This is a genomic window from Serratia sp. SA088 (assembly GCF_049065515.1).
GTDB lineage: Bacteria > Pseudomonadota > Gammaproteobacteria > Enterobacterales > Enterobacteriaceae > Serratia > Serratia nematodiphila.
This window is the reverse complement of record NZ_JBAKGW010000002.1, coordinates 525,121-542,423: the sequence shown is the minus strand read 5'-3', so window position 1 is coordinate 542,423 and position 17,303 is coordinate 525,121. Positions and strand designations below refer to the sequence as shown.

Here is a 17,303-nt window from a genome sequence, read left to right as displayed (position 1 = left end):
CTGCCCGAAAGCACGTGCAAGATCAATGGAGTGTGGCGCAGCGTGGTGAAAAGCAGACCCACAAGAAGTGCGGGTCTGGGGCGCAACGCTTACTGACGGTAAGCGTGCTTGATTTGCTGAATGCTGTTCTTGAAGATTTCTGCCTGAGTCGGATCTTCAATCTGCGCGATGAAACGTTCCATGTTGATGATGACTTTCCCGGCGTCGGCCTGGCCGATCGATTTCAAGATCAGCGTCAGCGTAGCTTTGAGGCAGGCAACCTCAGTCGCCAAGATTTCCGGGTTTGCAGACGTAGTGAAATCAACGTTGCTCATTTTCTCTCCTGATTTTTTGAGGCCGTAGCCTGATACAAGCTGCTTTGGCGCACCGCGCACGGGCTAAAAAGTAGCCCCGGGCGCGGCGGCGAATTTAACTGGGCGCGGAGTATAGCATAGCATGAGTCTGTCATCTGCACCGGGCTTGCTCAGGTCACGCGGGTGGGCAACGTTCGCTCATTGCCTGTCTGAATCATCTAGTCTCGGCAAGTTATTTCGAGGTGGTTAACAAGTATTTTTCCGGTACGTTATTGTTGAACAATCGGGGTTATTATAATTATTGGGGGCGGAGGCGCCGATTTTACCGGCGTTTGCCGGGAATAATAGTTTCGACCGAGGGTTGCCGGACCCACGTTGGCCGCAGATTTTGTTACGCCTTTAAATATCAAATGATTACAAACAGCCAACAGCCGTGTTAATATTATTCATGTCGTGATTGCTTACACAGATTTCTCCCTCGCGGCATGATTGTCGCGCTATCCTGTGTCAGACGCAGCGCGACGAAATTATTTTCGTCGCCAGATCTTTTCCGACGTGACGATTTATCGGCGGCATAGACGGCTAAAATTGAAAAATCAGCTCTGCTCCGCAAAGTTATTCGGAAGTATGTATTAATCTGTATTCATTCTTGTCTGAAAAACAAGTAATATCTCTGGCGAAAACAGAGGCCGATTGCGTTACTCCCTTTTTTTGGAGATTTTTCCTTGATTAGCGTTCTTCTTGTTGATGACCACGAACTGGTGCGCGCAGGGATACGACGCATTCTTGAAGATATCAAAGGTATAAAAGTTGTCGGTGAGGCTCAGTGCGGTGAAGACGCCGTAAAATGGTGCCGTGGCAACGCTGTCGATATCGTACTGATGGACATGAATATGCCGGGCATTGGCGGGCTGGAAGCCACGCGCAAGATTGTGCGTTATGCACCCGACGTCAAAGTCATCATGTTGACCATCCATACTGAAAATCCTTTGCCCGCGAAGGTGATGCAGGCGGGTGCCGCCGGTTACCTGAGCAAGGGCGCCGCGCCGCAGGAAGTGATTAACGCCTTGCGTTCCGTGCATGCCGGGCAGCGCTATATCGCGTCTGATATCGCACAGCAGATGGCCCTGAGTCAGTTGGAACCGCAGGCTGAAACGCCGTTCAGCTGCTTGTCTGAACGCGAGTTACAGATCATGTTGATGATCACCAAAGGCAAAAAAGTGAATGAGATCTCGGAGCAACTGAGTCTCAGCCCGAAAACGGTGAACAGCTACCGTTACCGCATGTTCAGCAAACTGAATATCAGCGGCGACGTCGAATTGACTCACCTGGCCATCCGACATGGATTGTTCAATGCGGAGACGTTGTTAAGCAGTGAATGACCGTTTTGATGCCAAAGCCTTCCTGAGTACCGTCACCAGCCAGCCCGGCGTCTACCGTATGTATGACGCCACGGGTACGGTGATCTACGTCGGTAAAGCCAAAGACCTGAAAAAGCGTCTCGCCAGCTATTTTCGGCAGCAGGTCAGCAGCCGTAAAACCGAAACGCTGGTTAAAAATATCGCGCAAATAGACGTAACGGTTACCCACACCGAGACAGAAGCGCTGCTGTTGGAACATAACTACATTAAATTGTACCAACCGCGATATAATGTTCTTTTGCGAGACGATAAATCTTATCCGCTGATTTTTCTCAGTGCGGATACCCATCCCCGATTGGCGGTGCATCGCGGCGCCAAACACGCCAAAGGCGAATATTTCGGGCCTTTCCCCAACTCTTACGCCGTGCGTGAAACGCTGGCGCTGCTGCAGAAACTGTTCCCAATCCGCCAGTGCGAAAACAGCGTGTATCGCAACCGTTCGCGTCCGTGCCTGCAGTATCAGATCGGCCGCTGTCTGGGGCCTTGTGTTGCCGGCCTGGTGAGCGAAGAAGAGTACCGGCAGCAGGTGGACTACGTGCGGCTGTTTCTTTCTGGCAAAGATCAGCAGGTATTGCACCAGCTGATTGAGCGTATGGAAGAAGCCAGCAAACTGCTTAATTTCGAAGAGGCGGCGCGCATTCGCGATCAAATTCAGGCCGTGCGCCGCGTCACCGAACGGCAGTTCGTGTCGGGCGACAGCGACGATCTGGACGTGATCGGCGTGGCGTTCGATGCCGGTATGGCGTGCCTGCACGTGCTGTTCATCCGTCAGGGCAAGGTGCTGGGCAGCCGCAGCTATTTCCCTAAAGTGCCGGGCGGCACGGATATGGGCGAGGTGGTGCAGACCTTTGTCGGCCAGTTCTATCTGCAAGGCAGCCAGGCGCGTACGCTGCCCGGCGAGATCCTGCTGGATTTCAGCCTGCCGGAAAAAGACCTGCTTGCGGAATCGCTCTCCGAGTTGGCGGGGCGCAAGATCCAAATTCAAAGCAAACCGCGCGGCGATCGCGCCCGTTATCTGAAACTGGCGCGCACCAACGCGGCAACGGCGTTGACCACCAAGCTGTCGCAACAGTCGACGATCCATCAGCGGCTGGCGGAATTGGCCAAAGTGCTGAACCTGACGGAAATCAACCGTATGGAGTGCTTCGATATCAGCCATACCATGGGTGAGCAGACCGTGGCTTCGTGCGTGGTGTTCGACGGAAACGGCCCCGTGCGAGCGGAGTATCGGCGTTACAATATCAGCGGCATCACTCCTGGCGATGACTACGCGGCGATGACGCAGGTGCTGAAGCGCCGTTACGGCAAAGCGCTGGAAGAGAAAAAGATCCCGGATGTCATCTTCATCGACGGCGGTAAAGGGCAGCTCGGCATGGCGATCGACGTATTCAAATCGCTGAATGTTACCTGGGACAAGAATAAGCCGCTGCTGATCGGCATCGCCAAAGGCGCCGACCGTAAGGCAGGGTTAGAAACGTTGTTCTTTGTGCCGGAAGGTGAAGGGATTTCTCTGCCGCCGGATTCGCCGGCTCTGCATGTGATCCAACACATCCGCGACGATTCGCACAATCATGCCATTACCGGTCACCGACAGAGAAGGGCGAAAGTCAGAAATACCAGCGCATTGGAGCTGATTGAAGGCGTAGGGCCGAAACGGCGCCAGGTGCTGTTGAAGTATATGGGCGGACTGCAACCTTTGTTGAACGCCAGCGTGGAGGAAATTGCAAAAGTGCCGGGTATTTCACAAGCATTGGCAGAAAAGATCTACAATGCATTGAAACACTGAGGGCAATGTAGCAACATACTCTTAATTTCCACTCTAGCCAGATAGTTACCGTAGCATTATGCAATTGAATATACCGACTTGGCTTACCCTGTTTCGCGTAGTTCTGATCCCATTCTTTGTGCTGGCGTTTTATCTGCCGTTCAACTGGGCTCCGATGGTTTGCGCCGTTATCTTTGTGTTTGCCGCCGTCACCGACTGGTTTGACGGCTTCCTGGCACGTCGCTGGAAACAAACGACGCGCTTCGGGGCGTTTTTGGATCCGGTCGCGGACAAAGTGATGGTGGCGGTGGCGCTGGTGCTGGTGGCGGAGCACTACCACAGCTGGTGGATCACGCTGCCGGCGGCCACCATGATCGCCCGTGAAATCATTATTTCGTCGCTGCGCGAGTGGATGGCGGAAATTGGCAAACGCAGCAGCGTGGCGGTGTCCTGGATCGGCAAAGTGAAAACCATGGCGCAGATGATGTCGCTGGTGGGCTTGCTGTGGCGGCCGGATCGTTCCGTAGAGTATGTGGCGATTGGCTTGTTGTATATCGCGGCTGTGCTGACTTTCTGGTCGATGTTCCAATATTTGAACGCGGCACGCAACGATTTGCTGGAACCGTGATCGATACGCTGCAAAAAGCGGCAAACGATCGTGGTGTGCCAACAATTTTATTGACTCATCACGTCAGGTAAGTAGAATGCATCGCATCAGACGACAACGATGAATTGCCGAAAGATAGCAAAGAAATCAGTCAGTTCTGGTAATGCGGGAATAGCTCAGTTGGTAGAGCGCAACCTTGCCAAGGTTGAGGTCGCGAGTTCGAGCCTCGTTTCCCGCTCCAAACATTAGCATGTTGAATCCCCGTGATTCGGCAGGTAAGAAAAAGGGGCTTCGGCCCCTTTTTCGTTTTCTATTCCTTTGCCGTCCGGCGAAATCTTTCTTCATCTTCCTGCATCGATTCTTGTCCCTATATCTCCTGCCATTTTCATACCGCAGGTTGCCTCCTGAAAACAGGCACATTTGATTGGACATCGTGTCGATGCTCTGTGGGGTATTGATGCCGGCCCATCGTGCGGCGTACAACCCGATGTGAGTCTCCAGCTCTGCAGTTGCGTTGACCGTTCAGGGCGGCGGCACCGAAGATTGCGCGATGTCCCCATGATGATGCTTTGCCCGGTACCCTATGATCATAAGCAAATGAAAAGCCGGGGAGGGCGCGGGTAAGCGATTCCTGTCGAGAAAAAAGATCCGATTTGCCCGTGAATCCCTGAGCCAATGCATATAAAATCAACATTCCGCTTGCCTTTCCGTTGGCATTGTGAACAGTGCGCCCACAAAATAAGCAGTTGAAAGCGTTAGAGAACTTTTTGCTATTTCGGGGGGTTGCCAAGGTGGGGGGTTTAGTCCATAATGCAGTCCATCGATTCGGCGGTAACGAAATAAATTACTTAAGAATCAGATGATTAAGATGAGCGACTTCAACGTCGCGGTTGAAAAGAATAAAACGAAGTGGGTGAATCACCGGCTTTGGCCTGAAAAGGCAAACAGAATAAAGGCGCGTTAACAAAGCGGTTATGTAGCGGATTGCAAATCCGTCCAGTCCGGTTCGACTCCGGAACGCGCCTCCAACTTTCCCGAGCCCGGGTGGTGAAATCGGTAGACACAAGGGATTTAAAATCCCTCGGCTTATGGCTGTGCGGGTTCAAGTCCCGCCCCGGGTACCAGGGAACAAAAATACCGAATAATCAAAGCAATAAGTAGTAATGTCGTAGACCGCCGAGAGGCGGTTTTTTTGTGCCTGAAATTCGCATTACGCCTGCATTTTTTCCTTTCTTGTCATATGCCGCTACCCTGCCTGCAGGGAGCCCCGCAGGGCTCCACAGTACAGATCATAAGAAACCGAACGCCGCAGCGAGGATCCAGCCGAAGACGCAGGAGACGCTGACGCCGATCAGGCCGGGCAGAATAAAGCTGTGGTTGATCACGAAGCGGCCGATGCGGGTGGTGCCGGAGCGATCGAACTGGATTGCCGCCAGATCGCTGGGGTAGGTTGGCAGAATGTAATAGCCGTAACAGGCCGGCGCCGAAGCGACGATATAGGCGGGGTTAACCCCGATCGCCAGCGCCACCGGCACCAGCGCCGCCAGCGCGGCGGCCTGCGAGTTGACGAATTTCGACACCAGCAGCAGGATCAGCGCATAGGCCCAAGGGTACTCTTTCACCAACACACCCAGTGTGGCCTCGATCTGCGCCAGGTGCGCGCCGAACATGGTTTCCGCCATCCAGGCGACGCCATACACCGCCACGATGGCGATCATGCCGGAACGGAACACCTCGTTTTTAGAGATAGACGCCGGGTTGGTGCGGGTGATGATAACGATCAACGCCCCGGCCATCAGCATGCACATCTGGATCACCAGAACCATGGAGAGCGGCTTGCCGCCGAAGCTGGGCCGCAGGCCGGAAAAGGCCCCCAGCACCGCCACCAGGGCGATGGTGGCGAGGAAAATCCACATGGCGATCCAGTTGCTGCGCGGCAATACCCGATCCAGCAGGGTAGCGGCGTCGCCGTAGACATAGCGATGGTTCTCCGGCACGGAGATGAACTTCTGGAACTCCGGGTCTTTGTCCAGGTCTTTGCCGCGGAACCAGCTGAAGATGCCGATCGCCAGAATGCCGCACAGCGTCGAAGGGATGGTGATAGACAGCAGATCGAGGAATTCCAGGTGGCGGCCATTGAAGGTGTAGCTGCTGAGCATTGCCACCAGTGACACCACCGCCACCGAGACCGGGCTGGCGATAATGCCCATCTGCGCGCCGATCGAACTGGCCGCCATCGGCCGTTCCGGGCGGATATTATTTTTTATCGCCACGTCATAGATGATCGGCAAGATGGTGTACACCACATGGCCGGTGCCGCACAGGATAGTGAGAATACAGGTGACGAAGGGGGCGATGATCGAGACATAACGCGGGTTGCGCCGCAGCATCCGCTCGGCGATCTGCAGCATGACGTCCAACCCGCCTGAGGCCTGCAGGGTGGCGGAGGCCGCCACCACCGCGATGATCACCAGCATCACGTCTACCGGCGGTTTGCCGGGCTGCAGGTGAAAGCCAAACACCAGGATCATCAAACCGATACCGCCCAGTAACCCCAGCGCAATACCGCCCTTACGCGCCCCATACAGCAGGCATGCCAATATAACCGCTAATTGCAGAAAGAAATCCATGATAGATACGCCTTAATAATGTTGAACTTAACTGCGTTAAGTTTCCGGCGGTGTTTACAGTAGAAAGTTGTTTTAAATCTAAAGGCTCTGAAAAATTGTGGTTATTAGCTCTAAAGAGTGATGACGGTCACGTTCAGAGAATCTGAAGAGCAGGCGGCTGACGACATCAGCACGAAAAAGCAAGTTAAGAGGTCAGACCTCTCCTATATAACCGGTTTACCACCAGAGGAGAGAGCAATGGATCCGACAAAAATGACCGGACTGGCGTTATTACAGGCTGCGATGGCTGGCAAGATCCCACCGGCCTCGATCGCTGAAACCGTGCCCATGAAACCGGTCGCGGTGGAAGAGGGGTATATCCGCATCGCGGCGCGGGCCGACGGGCGCCATCTGAATCCACTGGGGGGCGTACATGGCGGTTTCGCCGCCACGGTTTTGGACTCGGTGACCGGTTGCGCGGTGCACAGTACGCTGGGCGCGGGGATTGGCTATGGCACCGTCGATCTGCAGGTTAAAATGTTGCGCCCTGTGCCGAAGGAAACTGATCTGATCGCCGAGGGGCGTCTGGTCTATGCGGCGAAGAACGTCGCTTTCGCTGAAGGCACGCTCAAAACGGCGGAAGGGAAGCTGCTGGCTTCGGCAACCGCCACTTGTTTTATTATTCGCCCCACCGAACAAGCACCGCAATAACCTGCTTTTTTATCGGGCTTCGGGCTATCAACCCGGAGCCGGATGCATTTATCTTCAGCTGCATGCCTTGCTGCGCTACGATGGCAGGCGCGATACGCCATTGTGGTCTAGTATTCTTGGGTGAAAATTTATCGGGGTGATTATGCAGCCGTATAAAGAGGTTGAGTTTGATCATGAGCTTTGTCTGGCGATCGGCAAAGCCGTATTAGACGTGGTGGCGCAGGGGGAAGAAACCAGCGCTCCGGCGGTGATGAACGCGATTGAGCGGTCGGTGGCGCAGGGTCTGAATGACGACGAAACCGCCATCGCCGACGACGCCCTGGATGTGATGGCTCGTCTCATCCACGGTTTCAGATTCATTAATCTCGCGGGTGAAGAGGATACTCCCCATGCATTGGTTGAATTTCAAGCGCTACAAGAGTGACGTTGCCAAACAGGCCGTGCCGCCGCATTTGAATGCGGCTGAGTTTGCGCGGCATTACGCCGACAAGCCGCAAGCCGATACGGAAGAGTACCTTTCGTTGAGCGGGGAGATGTGCTGGGATGCGGTGGTGCTTTGCGCTCACCGTTCAGGCGCGCTCAGCAAGGCGAAATACAAGCAGCTGTGGCTGACGGTGTTCGATAAGCAATATAAACATTTCGTCAGCCCTGATGATACCGAGATCCGCACCATGGCGGATATGCTGCGCGCGCCGCAGGGATGTTTTATCGGTATATTTTCCATGCGCGACGCGGCGGCGCCCCGATTGCTGCATGCCATGATCGGCACCGGTGCGGGATTTGCCGCGGGCAATAAAAATCTTTGCATCGGCGTGGGCGGCGTGGTCGGTTGGGAAAATCTCAATCTGGCGCGCGATCTGCGCTGGCAGCCGGAAGGCGGTTTTTTACGCCAGGGTGACAACGAAGTGCTGCGCATTTTTTATCGGCCTTTCCCCGCCTGAACCACCGGCCGCAGGCTTTTTAGGATAAAAAAACCGCCGCCCGGCGGTTTTTTGTTGCTTACTTAAACCCGCCGTTGCGTATGAACTCGAGACCGGCGGTGGTGATCCGCGTTTGGTGCGGATCGATATCATAGTTGTTCTCGTCGATGTCGCTCATCACATAGGCTTGTATCAGCCCCTTGGTTTTAAGATAGGCGAAGGGATCGGCGAAGGCGTGCGGGCTGGTGGCGTCCTGCTTCCACAGTTCGTAGGTTTTTTCATCCAGCGTGCCGGGGTGATTGACGGCCAGGCGGGTCAGGATCTGATTGTAGAACTCATAGTCGGTCATGATGTGGTCCTCTTTATCGCGAGCGACAGTCTCGGAAAATGGCGTAACGTCTATCAATCATAGCCGAAGTTTCCCACCGCCTGCGGCGGCGTCGGGTTAGCCGCGTTGGCTTTCAATCCAGTGAAACAGACGTGAAATGCTGAAGGTGATATCGCCAATGTTGAAAAGCGCGCCGAGCCACAGGGTCAGCATCACCAGGATGCCGATGATGATGGGAAGGTCCATTTTGCTCATGATCATGTTCTTCATCAATAAAGAGTGTGCGGCAAAGCGTACCACCAATCCTGATTGTCATAAAAATGCGCTGCGCATTATTTCTTTTGAAATCAAAGCAAAAAAGCCACCCAAACGGGTGGCTTTCAGCGGCGATCAGTCCAGCTTGGGGTGCTGGTCTATCAGGATCTGCTTTTTCTTTTCCAGCTCGGCGATCTGCGCGTTGATGTCCTCGACTTTCTGTTCGATGTTGTCGTAGGTCTCCTGCAGCAGTTCTTTCGCTTCGGTACGGTCAGAAGCGGCCGGCGTCGCGCCGCGCAGCGGCTTGTTGGCGGTCTCTTTCATGTACAGACCGGTGATAAGACCGATCACCGCCACAACCATCAGGTAGTAGGCCGGCATGTACAGGTTGCCGGTCGCTTCGACCAGCCAGGCAGCGACGGTCGGTGTTGCACCGGCGATCAGTACCGAAATGTTGAACGAAATCGCCAGCGCGCTGTAGCGGATGTGCGTCGGGAACATTGCCGGCAGAATCGAGGCCATCACCCCGGTGAAGGAGTTGAGCAGCACCGCCAGCACCAGCAGACCGACGAAGATCAGGCCGATGACGTTGCTGTTGATCAAAATGAAGCACGGGATCGCCAGCGCCAACAGGCCGATGCTGCCGCCGATGATGAACGGCTTACGACCGATACGGTCGCTGGTCAGGCCGATCACCGGCTGCACGAACAGCATGCCGATCATGATGGCGATGATGATCAGAACGCCGTGATCCTCCGAGTAGTGCAGGTTATGCGACAGGTAACTCGGCATGTAGGTCAACAGCATGTAATAGGTCACGTTGGTGGAAATCACGATACCGACGCACACCAGCAAACTTTTCCAGTGTTTGGCCGCGATCTCTTTGAACGAGGTTTTCGGCGGATTTTCGATGGCGTTGCGATCCTCTTTCTCCATCTTATCCACGTGCTGCTGGAACGCCGGGGTTTCTTCCAGCGCATGGCGCAGATAGAGACCGATCAGGCCCAGCGGGGCGGCGATGAAGAACGGAATGCGCCAGCCCCAGTCGAGGAAGTTGGCTTCGCCGACGATGCTGGAGATCAGCACCACTACGCCTGCACCCATCACAAAGCCGGCGATGGAGCCGAAATCCAGCCAGCTTCCCATAAACCCGCGTTTGCGGTCCGGCGAGTATTCGGCGACGAAGATCGCCGCGCCGGAATATTCACCGCCGACGGAGAAGCCCTGCGCCAGTTTGGCCAGCAGCAGCAGGATCGGGGCCCAGATGCCGATCGACGCATAGGACGGGATCAGGCCGATACAGAAGGTGCTGACCGCCATGATGATAATGGTGACCGAGAGAACTTTTTGCCGGCCGAACTTGTCGCCCATAGCGCCGAAGAACAGGCCGCCGAGCGGACGCACCAGGAAGGGCACGGAGAAGGTCGCCAGCGCGGCGATCATTTGTACGCCGGGAGAGGCGCCGGGGAAGAAGACCTGGCCAAGCGCATAGGCGACAAAGCCGTATACGCCGAAGTCGAACCACTCCATCGCGTTGCCCAGGGCCGCCGCGGTGATCGCCTTCTTGAGTTTGCTGTCATCGATGATGGTGATGTCGTTAATGTGCATCGGTTTATGTCGTTTTTTTCTTAACTTCATATAATCATCCCTTAATGAATTATTCGTTGTTCGTGAAAGCGTCATCTCCGTTCACTGTTGTTTTCGAGTTATCAAATCGGCTAATCGAATCGCGATTCAAAACGATTCATTATCCACATTTAAGTTGGGATGTGGATCACAAAATATCGTCGTTTATGCCAAGGTTATGTCATTTAGGTGACTAATTATTTTGCATCTATAGCTTAACGTTATATCTTGCGGCGATCAAATTCAGCAGTTTAACTTAAGTATTTGCACCGATTTGGTGCGAGAATAGTCTAATAATTGTGCTATTTGACGGTTTTTCGTCTGATTGACGATGTTTCAAGTATAGAGAGTACGGGAGATAAAACAGGAAAAATTGATGTGTTCACCGCTAAAAAAACGCCTGGCCAACTGGCCAGGCGTTTTGGATTAGGGCGCCGACGAACCGCCGAACTCCAGATAGATTTTCGCCAGGTTCTGGTACTGCGCGAAGCGGTTTTCATCCACCGCCAGTTCCGCCTGACGGCGTTGTTCCTGAGCGTTCAGCCAGTCGGTAATGGTGACGGCGCCCTGTCGGTAACGCACTTCGTTCAACCGCTCCGATTTACGCGCCAACGCCAATGAGGCGCGCAACTGCGTCTCCTGCGCCAGCAGCTGCGTGCGCAGTGACAGCGCATTGTTCACATCGCCCATCGCTTTGTACAGCGCCTGTTTGAACGCCAGCACCTGCTGTTCATAGTCGTTGCGGGCGATCTTGATCTCCACGCCCATTTGCCGCCACTGCAGGAACGGCAGCGTCAGGCCGGCGCCGAGGCTGCCCGTCGGGTTGCGCAGGAATTCCAGCAGCGCGCTGCTGCTGGCGCCCAGCGAGCCGGTCAGGCTGAACGCGGGATAGTATTGCAGCCGTTTCTCGTCGACGTTGGCCAGGGCGGCGCGCAACCGCAGTTCTTTAGCGCTGAGATCCGGGCGGCGGCTCAAGACGCTGGCGGGAATGCCGGTGTTGATCTGCGGCATCGCCGCCGTCGGCAGGCGTGCGGGCGCGATGGCGGCCTGGCCCGAAGGCGCACCCAGCAGCACCGCCTGTTCGTTCAGCGCCTGTTGGCGTTCGTGCTGCAACGCCAGCAGTCGGCTTTCCTGCGTCAGCAAGCTTTGCTCCGCGTTCACCACGTCCAGCGCCGAGATGCTGCCGGCGCGGTAGCGGGCGTTGGCCAGCCGCAGGGTTTCTTTGGCGTAGGCGATGCTCGCCCGGCTGACGTCGATCTGCTGATTGAGGAAGCCGATGCGCCAGTAATTCGTGGCAGCGTCGGCCAGCAGCGTCAGACGCGCCGTTTGCAGATCCTGCTCGGAAGCCTGGCTGGCCCACTCGGCGGCGTCGCGCTGGCGCGCCAGTTTACCCCATAGATCGACTTCATAGCTGGTGGTGAGCGACGCGTTGCTGGTTTTATTCCACGCGGAGGACTCGGACAGCGGGCGATTAATGCTGCTGCCTAATGAGGCGCTGACGTCAGGCGCGGTGCTGATGCCGACGCGTTCCGCCTCGAGCCGCGCGCGGTAGACGCGCAGCACGGCGGCGGCCAGATCGTTGTTGCTGGCCATCACCTGTTGCAGCCAGCGCTCAAGTTCAGGATCGTGGAAATCACGCCAGTCGAACGGCGTCGGCGTGGCGTTTTCGGCGGCGTGCTGCCACCCTGCAGGATAGTTGATCTGCGGCGCCCGGTAGTCGCTTTTCAGGGCGTTGCCGCAGCCTGCGGTGAGCAGGGCGGCGAGGCTTAACGCCAGGGGAGAGAGAATTTTCATGGGTTACTCGCTGGCCAATGAAACGACCGGATCCATCCTTGCCGCTTTACGGGCGGGGAGATAACCGAAGATCATGCCGATTAAGGTTGAACAGAAAAACGCCGTCGCGGCGGCTTGCCAGGAATAGATGGCGGTGAACATGCCGCCCGCCAGCGTGGTGAACAGCGAACCGGCGGCGAACGACAGCGCGATGCCCAAAATGCCGCCGATCAGACAGACCAGCACCGCCTCGATCATGAACTGTTGCATGATATCGCCGCGCCGCGCGCCGACCGCCATGCGCACGCCGATCTCGTGGGTGCGCTCGGTTACCGAGACCAGCATGATGTTCATCACGCCCAGGCTGCCGATCACCAGCGAGATCGAGGCCACCATCAGGATCAGCAGGCTGAGCGTCATCGAGGTGCGTTCGATCGATTTACGGAACTGATCGCGGTTGAACGTCATGAAATCCTTGACGCCATGGCGTTGGGTCAGCAACTGCGTGATGGCGCTGACGGCGGCTTCGCTGGCGACGTCGTCCTTCAGGCGCACGGTGATGCCGCCGAGCGTGGTCTTGCCGACCATACGGTACATCACCGTGCTGTAGGGCATCCAGACGCTGATGCGGTTAGGCGCATAGTTGCGTTCGCTTTTGGCGACGCCGACCACCCGCGCCGGCACCGAGCCGAGAAACACGATCTGGCCGAGCGGCTCGACGCCAAAATCGCCGAACAGCGCCTGGCGCGCGTTATCGTCGATGATCACTTCCTGCAGCGCGTTGCGATCGTCGCGGAAGGTGGCGCCTTGCACCAGCGTGATGCCGTTGACGCGGAAATAGTCGCGCCCGACGCCGGTGATCGAGGCGGTGGCGGATTTGCTGCGAAAACGGATGCTGTCGGACGCGCTGACCTCCGGGCTGACGCTGTCGACGAAGCTTTGTTGTGCCAGCGCGTCGGCATCGGCCGGCACCAGGGTGCGGATGCTGTCGATGGCGTCGTCGAAGAAGTCGCGCCCCGGATAGATGCTCACCACGTTGGTGCCGAGCCCCTTGATATTCTCCAGCGTGCGCTGCTTGGCGCCTTCGCCCAGCGCCACCACCGTAACCACGGCGGCGATGCCGAAGATAATGCCGGTCATGGTCAGCGCGGTGCGCAGGCGGTGGGCGTTCATCGCTTTTAGCGCCATGTGCAGCGATTCGCGGGTGCGGTCAATCAGGCTTTGCCAGCCGCTTTGCCGACTGCGGTTCGGCGGCGGCAGCGCGGCGGCGGGCGCCGATTGGCGGCCGCTGTCAGCGATGATCTCGCCGTCTCGCAGCTCGATGACGCGGTGCGCATGCTGCGCCACGTTCATATCGTGGGTCACGATCACCACGGTGTGGCCGCGCTGATTCAGCTCGCTCAGGATCGCCAGCACTTCCTGGCCGGATTGGGTGTCCAGCGCGCCGGTCGGTTCGTCCGCCAGGATAATTTCGCCGCCGTTGATCAGCGAGCGGGCGATGCTGACGCGCTGCTGCTGGCCGCCGGAAAGCTGGCCGGGCTTGTGGTCTTCGCGGCCCTCCAGGCCTAACCGCGCCAGCAGTTGCGCCGCCCGCAGCCGCCGCTGATCGCGCCGGGCGTTGGCGTAGATGGCTGGAATTTCGACGTTGCCCAGCGCGCTGAGATCGGGCATCAGGTGGTAACGCTGGAAGATAAAGCCGATATGCTCGCGGCGCAGGCGGGCCAGTTCGTCCGGCGACAGGTGGGCGGCGTTCTGGCCGCTGATGTAGTAGTCGCCGCGATCCGGCACGTCGAGGCAGCCCATGATGTTCATCAGCGTCGATTTGCCGGAACCCGAGGCGCCGATGATCGCCACCAGCTCGCCGGCGGCGATGGTCAAATCGATGTCTTTCAACACCGTCAGCGCCTGACCGCCGTTGGTGTAGGTTCGACTGATGCCTTTTAGCTCGATGATCGCGTTCACAGGAAGATGCCATCCTCAGCCGACTTGGCGGCGGGCTGCGACAGCACCACGGTTTCACCGGCTTTCAGGCCGCTGAGGATCTGAATATCGACGTTGTTGGTGATGCCGGTGGTCACTTCGCGCGTTTCCAGCCGCTGATCCTGAGTCAGCACCTGCACCTGCTGCACTTTCCCTTCGGTTTTATGCACCGCCTGGATCGGCACCAGCAGGGTGTTCTTCGCGTCGTCGAGCAGTAAGGAAACCTGCGCGGTCATGGCGATGCGCAGGCGGTTCTCCGGGTTGGGCACGTCCAGCAGCGCGTTGTAATAAACCGAGGCGTTCGAGGTGCCGGAACCAGACGCGGAGCTGGTGCCGGCGAGCGAGTCGTCTTTCATCACCGATTCCGGCGCCAGCTCGATGGTGCGCAGCGTGGCGTCGTACCGTTTATCCGGATCGGAGAAAATCGTGAAGTACGCCTTTTGCCCCGGTGAAATGCGGGTGATGTCGGCTTCGGAGATCTGCGCCTTGATGGTCATCATATCCAACCGCGCCAGTTTGACGATGGTCGGCGCGCTTTGGCTGGAGTTGACCGTTTGCCCCTGCTGCGTCACCACGGCGATGACGATGCCGTCCATCGGCGCGACCACGCGGGTATAGCCCAGATCGATTTTTTTCTTGTCGACTTCGATCTGCGATTGCACCAACTGCGCATTGAGCGCCTGCAGATCGGCGCGAGTGGTGGCGAGTGAGGCTTCGGCGGTTTCGAAGTCTTCCCGCGAACTGGCTTCGTCGTTCAGCATGCGGCGCTGGCGTTTGAAACGCGACTCCGCCTGTTTCAGCAAGGCCTGTTTGGCTAACATATTGGCTTTGACTACGTTCAGCGCCGCCTCGGCGTTGCGCAGATCGTTGCGCTGTTGCTGATCGTCGATGTCGGCGATCGGTTGCCCTTTGGTGACGCGATCGCCCAGCTTGACCTTCAGCGATTTGACTTCGCCGGAGACGCGGGCGCCGACGTTGACGCGTTCGATGGCATCCAGCCGCCCGGTGGCCAGCACGGCGTTTTCGATATCGCCCAGGCGGGCCGGCGCGGTAACGTAATCCTGCTGCGGCGGGCGTTGCCAAAAGATGGCCAGCGCGACGGCGACGGCGATGAAAACGATGGCGGCGATCAACGCCAGACGGCGGGAGGGGAGTTTCAGTGATGACATACCCAGGTTTTCCATAACGATAAAAGCGGCGGTTCCAGTCTGCCATCATGGCAGCGCCAGCTTGAACTGGCGCTAAACGTGAGGCGCTTTCCCGCTGGAAAGGGGATAGTAAAGGCTTTCCCGTTAAAGATCACGGTGAGTTATTATCCGCCGGGTGTGCAACCGGCTGCAGGGCGCGTTATACTGGCTAAAAAACCAGTATTCATTCATCAGCAGGATAATGCCACCGCCATGATGCCAAACCGCCTCGAGCCGGAACTCGACATTTATCAATACCCGGAGCACCTGCGTGCCTGCCTGGCGCCGTTGCCCAAAGGGCCGGGCGTGTATGTGTTTCACGGTCAAAGCGAGAGTCTGCCGCTTTACATCGGTAAAAGCGTCAATATACGCAGCCGGGTGATGGCGCACTTCCGCGCGCAGGAGGAGGCAAAAATGCTGCGCCAAACCCGACGCATCAGCTTTATCGAGACCGCCGGTGAGTTGGGCGCATTGCTGCTGGAGGCGCAGTTGATCAAACAACAACAGCCGCTGTTCAACAAACGTCTGCGGCGCTCGAAACAGCTGTGCGCGCTGCGCTTGCAGGCAGATGTGGTGACGATTGCTCGCGCCAAAGAGATCGACTTCGCCGTCACGCCCGATCTCTACGGGCTGTTTGCCAATCGCCACGCCGCGCTGGAAAAGCTGCGCGCCATCGCCGACGAGCATCGTTTATGTTACGGCAAGCTGGGGATCGACAAGCTGCCGGCTGGGCGAGCCTGCTTCCGCTATAGCCTGCGCAAGTGCGCCGGCGCCTGCTGCGGCGTGGAGTCGGCGCAGGAACATGCGCTGCGGCTCAGCGCGGCGCTTGAACAGCTACGCATCGCCTGTTGGCCGTTCGCCGGGCGCGTGGCGCTGGAGGAGCAGGGCGAGACGCTGCGTCAGTACCATGTGATCCACAATTGGTTTTATCTGGGCTCGGTCGGCAATCTGGCGCAGGCGCAGCGGCTCCAGAGTGCGGCCAGCCATTTTGATAGCGATGGCTACAAGATTTTGTGCAAGCCGCTCATGGCCGGCGATTATCGGATTATTGAGCTGCCGTAATGCCATAACACTATCGATAACCTAAGACTTATCTGTAAATTCAGGGCATTATGCTAAAAAAGCTTGAGTCCATAATGTTGTTATGGATAATGGCACCCCGAAGCGAAGGAACGCGCTATTAACTCAGTTGGCAGAGTGATTGGTTTTATAATGGCTTGTTTTGGCTTGAAAATTGATAGACGCGGGTTCGAGTCCTGCATAGCGCGCCAGCTTTCTTTCCTTCATCTCACCGCGCTTATCGTAAAGCGCACCCGGGTTGATTTGCACTATCGGCTCCTCGTTGGGATTTTCGGGTGTGCTTTACCGTAACCGCTGGCTTTCCTTCCTCTTTCTCTTTCGATCCTTTGCTAAACTGTAATCAGGCAGGCTTGCTGCCCGGCAACAGGAGGTCGATATGTCTCACTCCGAGCAACTGCAGGAGCTCTTGCAACGCGTCGCCGCCCTTGAGGCGAGAGAGAAAGCGCTGAGCGCCGCGTCCAACGCTTACCAGGCGATTATCACCACCATGTTGGGCAATATGGAGAAGACCGAGCGTGACCGGATCATCGCGATGATCGATCAGGCCCATGAAATCGCTTACGCCCGCGCCATTCAACGCAGCAACGAACCGCAAAAGCAGAAGATCAAACAGGCCGACGATGTGGCCCAGCGTATGTTCATGTTTGCACAAGGCAAGGCTGCCCAACCGCGCTGAAGCCGAACTATAACAGTTGCCGCCATTAAGTTGGCTAACTGATCTACCCGGCGAAACTGTACTTGTGTTACT

16 protein-coding genes and 4 tRNA genes are annotated in these 17,303 nt (G+C 56.9%); 12 read left to right on the top strand and 8 right to left on the bottom strand.

Annotated elements, in window-relative coordinates; genetic code table 11:
* Nucleotides 1-89 precede the first annotated feature (89 nt).
* The gene (locus ACOWVD_RS07710) at nucleotides 90-314 is read right to left on the bottom strand and encodes a DUF2594 family protein (protein WP_004927950.1); all 225 of its coding nucleotides are present in this window, start codon (nucleotides 312-314) and stop codon (nucleotides 90-92) included.
* Nucleotides 315-1,018: 704 nt separating this feature from the next.
* Between ACOWVD_RS07710 and uvrY the strand changes: the two genes are divergently transcribed.
* From uvrY to ACOWVD_RS07680, 6 genes are all read left to right on the top strand, one after another.
* A complete protein-coding gene (uvrY, locus tag ACOWVD_RS07705; RefSeq protein WP_004927947.1) occupies nucleotides 1,019-1,675 on the top strand; it encodes a UvrY/SirA/GacA family response regulator transcription factor in 657 nt (218 codons plus the stop codon).
* The gene (gene uvrC / locus ACOWVD_RS07700) at nucleotides 1,668-3,500 is read left to right on the top strand and encodes an excinuclease ABC subunit UvrC (RefSeq protein WP_004927940.1); all 1,833 of its coding nucleotides are present in this window, start codon (nucleotides 1,668-1,670) and stop codon (nucleotides 3,498-3,500) included. Before uvrY ends, uvrC begins: the two co-directional genes overlap by 8 nt.
* Nucleotides 3,501-3,558: 58 nt before the next feature.
* A complete protein-coding gene (gene pgsA, locus ACOWVD_RS07695; RefSeq protein ID WP_004927937.1) occupies nucleotides 3,559-4,107 on the top strand; it encodes a CDP-diacylglycerol--glycerol-3-phosphate 3-phosphatidyltransferase in 549 nt (182 codons plus the stop codon).
* Between the two features lie 144 nt (nucleotides 4,108-4,251).
* A tRNA-Gly gene (locus ACOWVD_RS07690) sits at nucleotides 4,252-4,327 on the top strand.
* A gap of 713 nt (nucleotides 4,328-5,040) precedes the next feature.
* Nucleotides 5,041-5,114: transfer RNA gene (locus tag ACOWVD_RS07685), tRNA-Cys, on the top strand.
* 10 nt (nucleotides 5,115-5,124) lie between these two features.
* Nucleotides 5,125-5,210, top strand: a tRNA-Leu gene (locus tag ACOWVD_RS07680).
* 165 nt (nucleotides 5,211-5,375) lie between these two features.
* On the opposite strand, the gene ACOWVD_RS07675 is transcribed toward ACOWVD_RS07680, so the two are convergent.
* Nucleotides 5,376-6,716 carry an anaerobic C4-dicarboxylate transporter gene (locus ACOWVD_RS07675; protein WP_004927934.1) on the bottom strand — a complete coding sequence of 447 codons (1,341 nt, stop codon included), beginning with the start codon at nucleotides 6,714-6,716 and terminating at the stop codon, nucleotides 5,376-5,378.
* Between the two features lie 237 nt (nucleotides 6,717-6,953).
* Here ACOWVD_RS07675 and ACOWVD_RS07670 point away from each other — a divergent pair, with 237 nt between their 5' ends.
* From ACOWVD_RS07670 to ACOWVD_RS07660, 3 genes are all read left to right on the top strand, one after another.
* Nucleotides 6,954-7,406, top strand: a complete 453-nt coding sequence (locus ACOWVD_RS07670) for a PaaI family thioesterase (protein WP_004927931.1) — start codon at nucleotides 6,954-6,956, stop codon at nucleotides 7,404-7,406.
* 142 nt (nucleotides 7,407-7,548) lie between these two features.
* Complete coding sequence (locus tag ACOWVD_RS07665) at nucleotides 7,549-7,830, top strand: hypothetical protein (RefSeq protein ID WP_004927927.1); 282 nt, start codon at nucleotides 7,549-7,551, stop codon at nucleotides 7,828-7,830.
* Nucleotides 7,796-8,347, top strand: coding sequence for a hypothetical protein (locus tag ACOWVD_RS07660; RefSeq protein WP_421105566.1), 552 nt, complete (start codon nucleotides 7,796-7,798; stop codon nucleotides 8,345-8,347). The genes ACOWVD_RS07665 and ACOWVD_RS07660 overlap by 35 nt, the downstream gene beginning before the upstream one ends.
* Before the next feature lie 58 nt (nucleotides 8,348-8,405).
* On the opposite strand, the gene ACOWVD_RS07655 is transcribed toward ACOWVD_RS07660, so the two are convergent.
* The 6 genes from ACOWVD_RS07655 to ACOWVD_RS07630 all read right to left on the bottom strand — a co-directional run bounded on the left by ACOWVD_RS07655 (nucleotide 8,406) and on the right by ACOWVD_RS07630 (nucleotide 15,472).
* Nucleotides 8,406-8,675, bottom strand: coding sequence for a hypothetical protein (locus ACOWVD_RS07655; RefSeq protein WP_131164381.1), 270 nt, complete (start codon nucleotides 8,673-8,675; stop codon nucleotides 8,406-8,408).
* A gap of 96 nt (nucleotides 8,676-8,771) precedes the next feature.
* On the bottom strand, nucleotides 8,772-8,909 hold the full coding sequence (locus ACOWVD_RS07650; protein ID WP_162138956.1) for a hypothetical protein: 138 nt from the start codon (nucleotides 8,907-8,909) through the stop codon (nucleotides 8,772-8,774).
* 135 nt (nucleotides 8,910-9,044) lie between these two features.
* Nucleotides 9,045-10,547 carry a glycine betaine/L-proline transporter ProP gene (gene proP, locus ACOWVD_RS07645; RefSeq protein ID WP_015377406.1) on the bottom strand — a complete coding sequence of 501 codons (1,503 nt, stop codon included), beginning with the start codon at nucleotides 10,545-10,547 and terminating at the stop codon, nucleotides 9,045-9,047.
* Nucleotides 10,548-10,961: 414 nt separating this feature from the next.
* The gene (locus ACOWVD_RS07640) at nucleotides 10,962-12,329 is read right to left on the bottom strand and encodes a TolC family protein (protein ID WP_049241786.1); all 1,368 of its coding nucleotides are present in this window, start codon (nucleotides 12,327-12,329) and stop codon (nucleotides 10,962-10,964) included.
* Nucleotides 12,330-12,332: 3 nt separating this feature from the next.
* The gene (locus ACOWVD_RS07635; protein WP_164095233.1) at nucleotides 12,333-14,270 is read right to left on the bottom strand and encodes a MacB family efflux pump subunit; all 1,938 of its coding nucleotides are present in this window, start codon (nucleotides 14,268-14,270) and stop codon (nucleotides 12,333-12,335) included.
* The gene (locus tag ACOWVD_RS07630) at nucleotides 14,267-15,472 is read right to left on the bottom strand and encodes an efflux RND transporter periplasmic adaptor subunit (RefSeq protein WP_080356240.1); all 1,206 of its coding nucleotides are present in this window, start codon (nucleotides 15,470-15,472) and stop codon (nucleotides 14,267-14,269) included. The genes ACOWVD_RS07635 and ACOWVD_RS07630 overlap by 4 nt, the downstream gene beginning before the upstream one ends.
* Nucleotides 15,473-15,688: 216 nt before the next feature.
* Here ACOWVD_RS07630 and cho point away from each other — a divergent pair, with 216 nt between their 5' ends.
* The 3 genes from cho to ACOWVD_RS07615 all read left to right on the top strand — a co-directional run bounded on the left by cho (nucleotide 15,689) and on the right by ACOWVD_RS07615 (nucleotide 17,231).
* Nucleotides 15,689-16,537 carry an excinuclease Cho gene (cho, locus tag ACOWVD_RS07625; protein ID WP_421105565.1) on the top strand — a complete coding sequence of 283 codons (849 nt, stop codon included), beginning with the start codon at nucleotides 15,689-15,691 and terminating at the stop codon, nucleotides 16,535-16,537.
* Nucleotides 16,538-16,649: 112 nt separating this feature from the next.
* A tRNA-OTHER gene (locus ACOWVD_RS07620) sits at nucleotides 16,650-16,746 on the top strand.
* A gap of 185 nt (nucleotides 16,747-16,931) precedes the next feature.
* On the top strand, nucleotides 16,932-17,231 hold the full coding sequence (locus ACOWVD_RS07615) for a sigma-S stabilization anti-adapter protein IraP (protein WP_016928230.1): 300 nt from the start codon (nucleotides 16,932-16,934) through the stop codon (nucleotides 17,229-17,231).
* Nucleotides 17,232-17,303 lie beyond the last annotated feature (72 nt).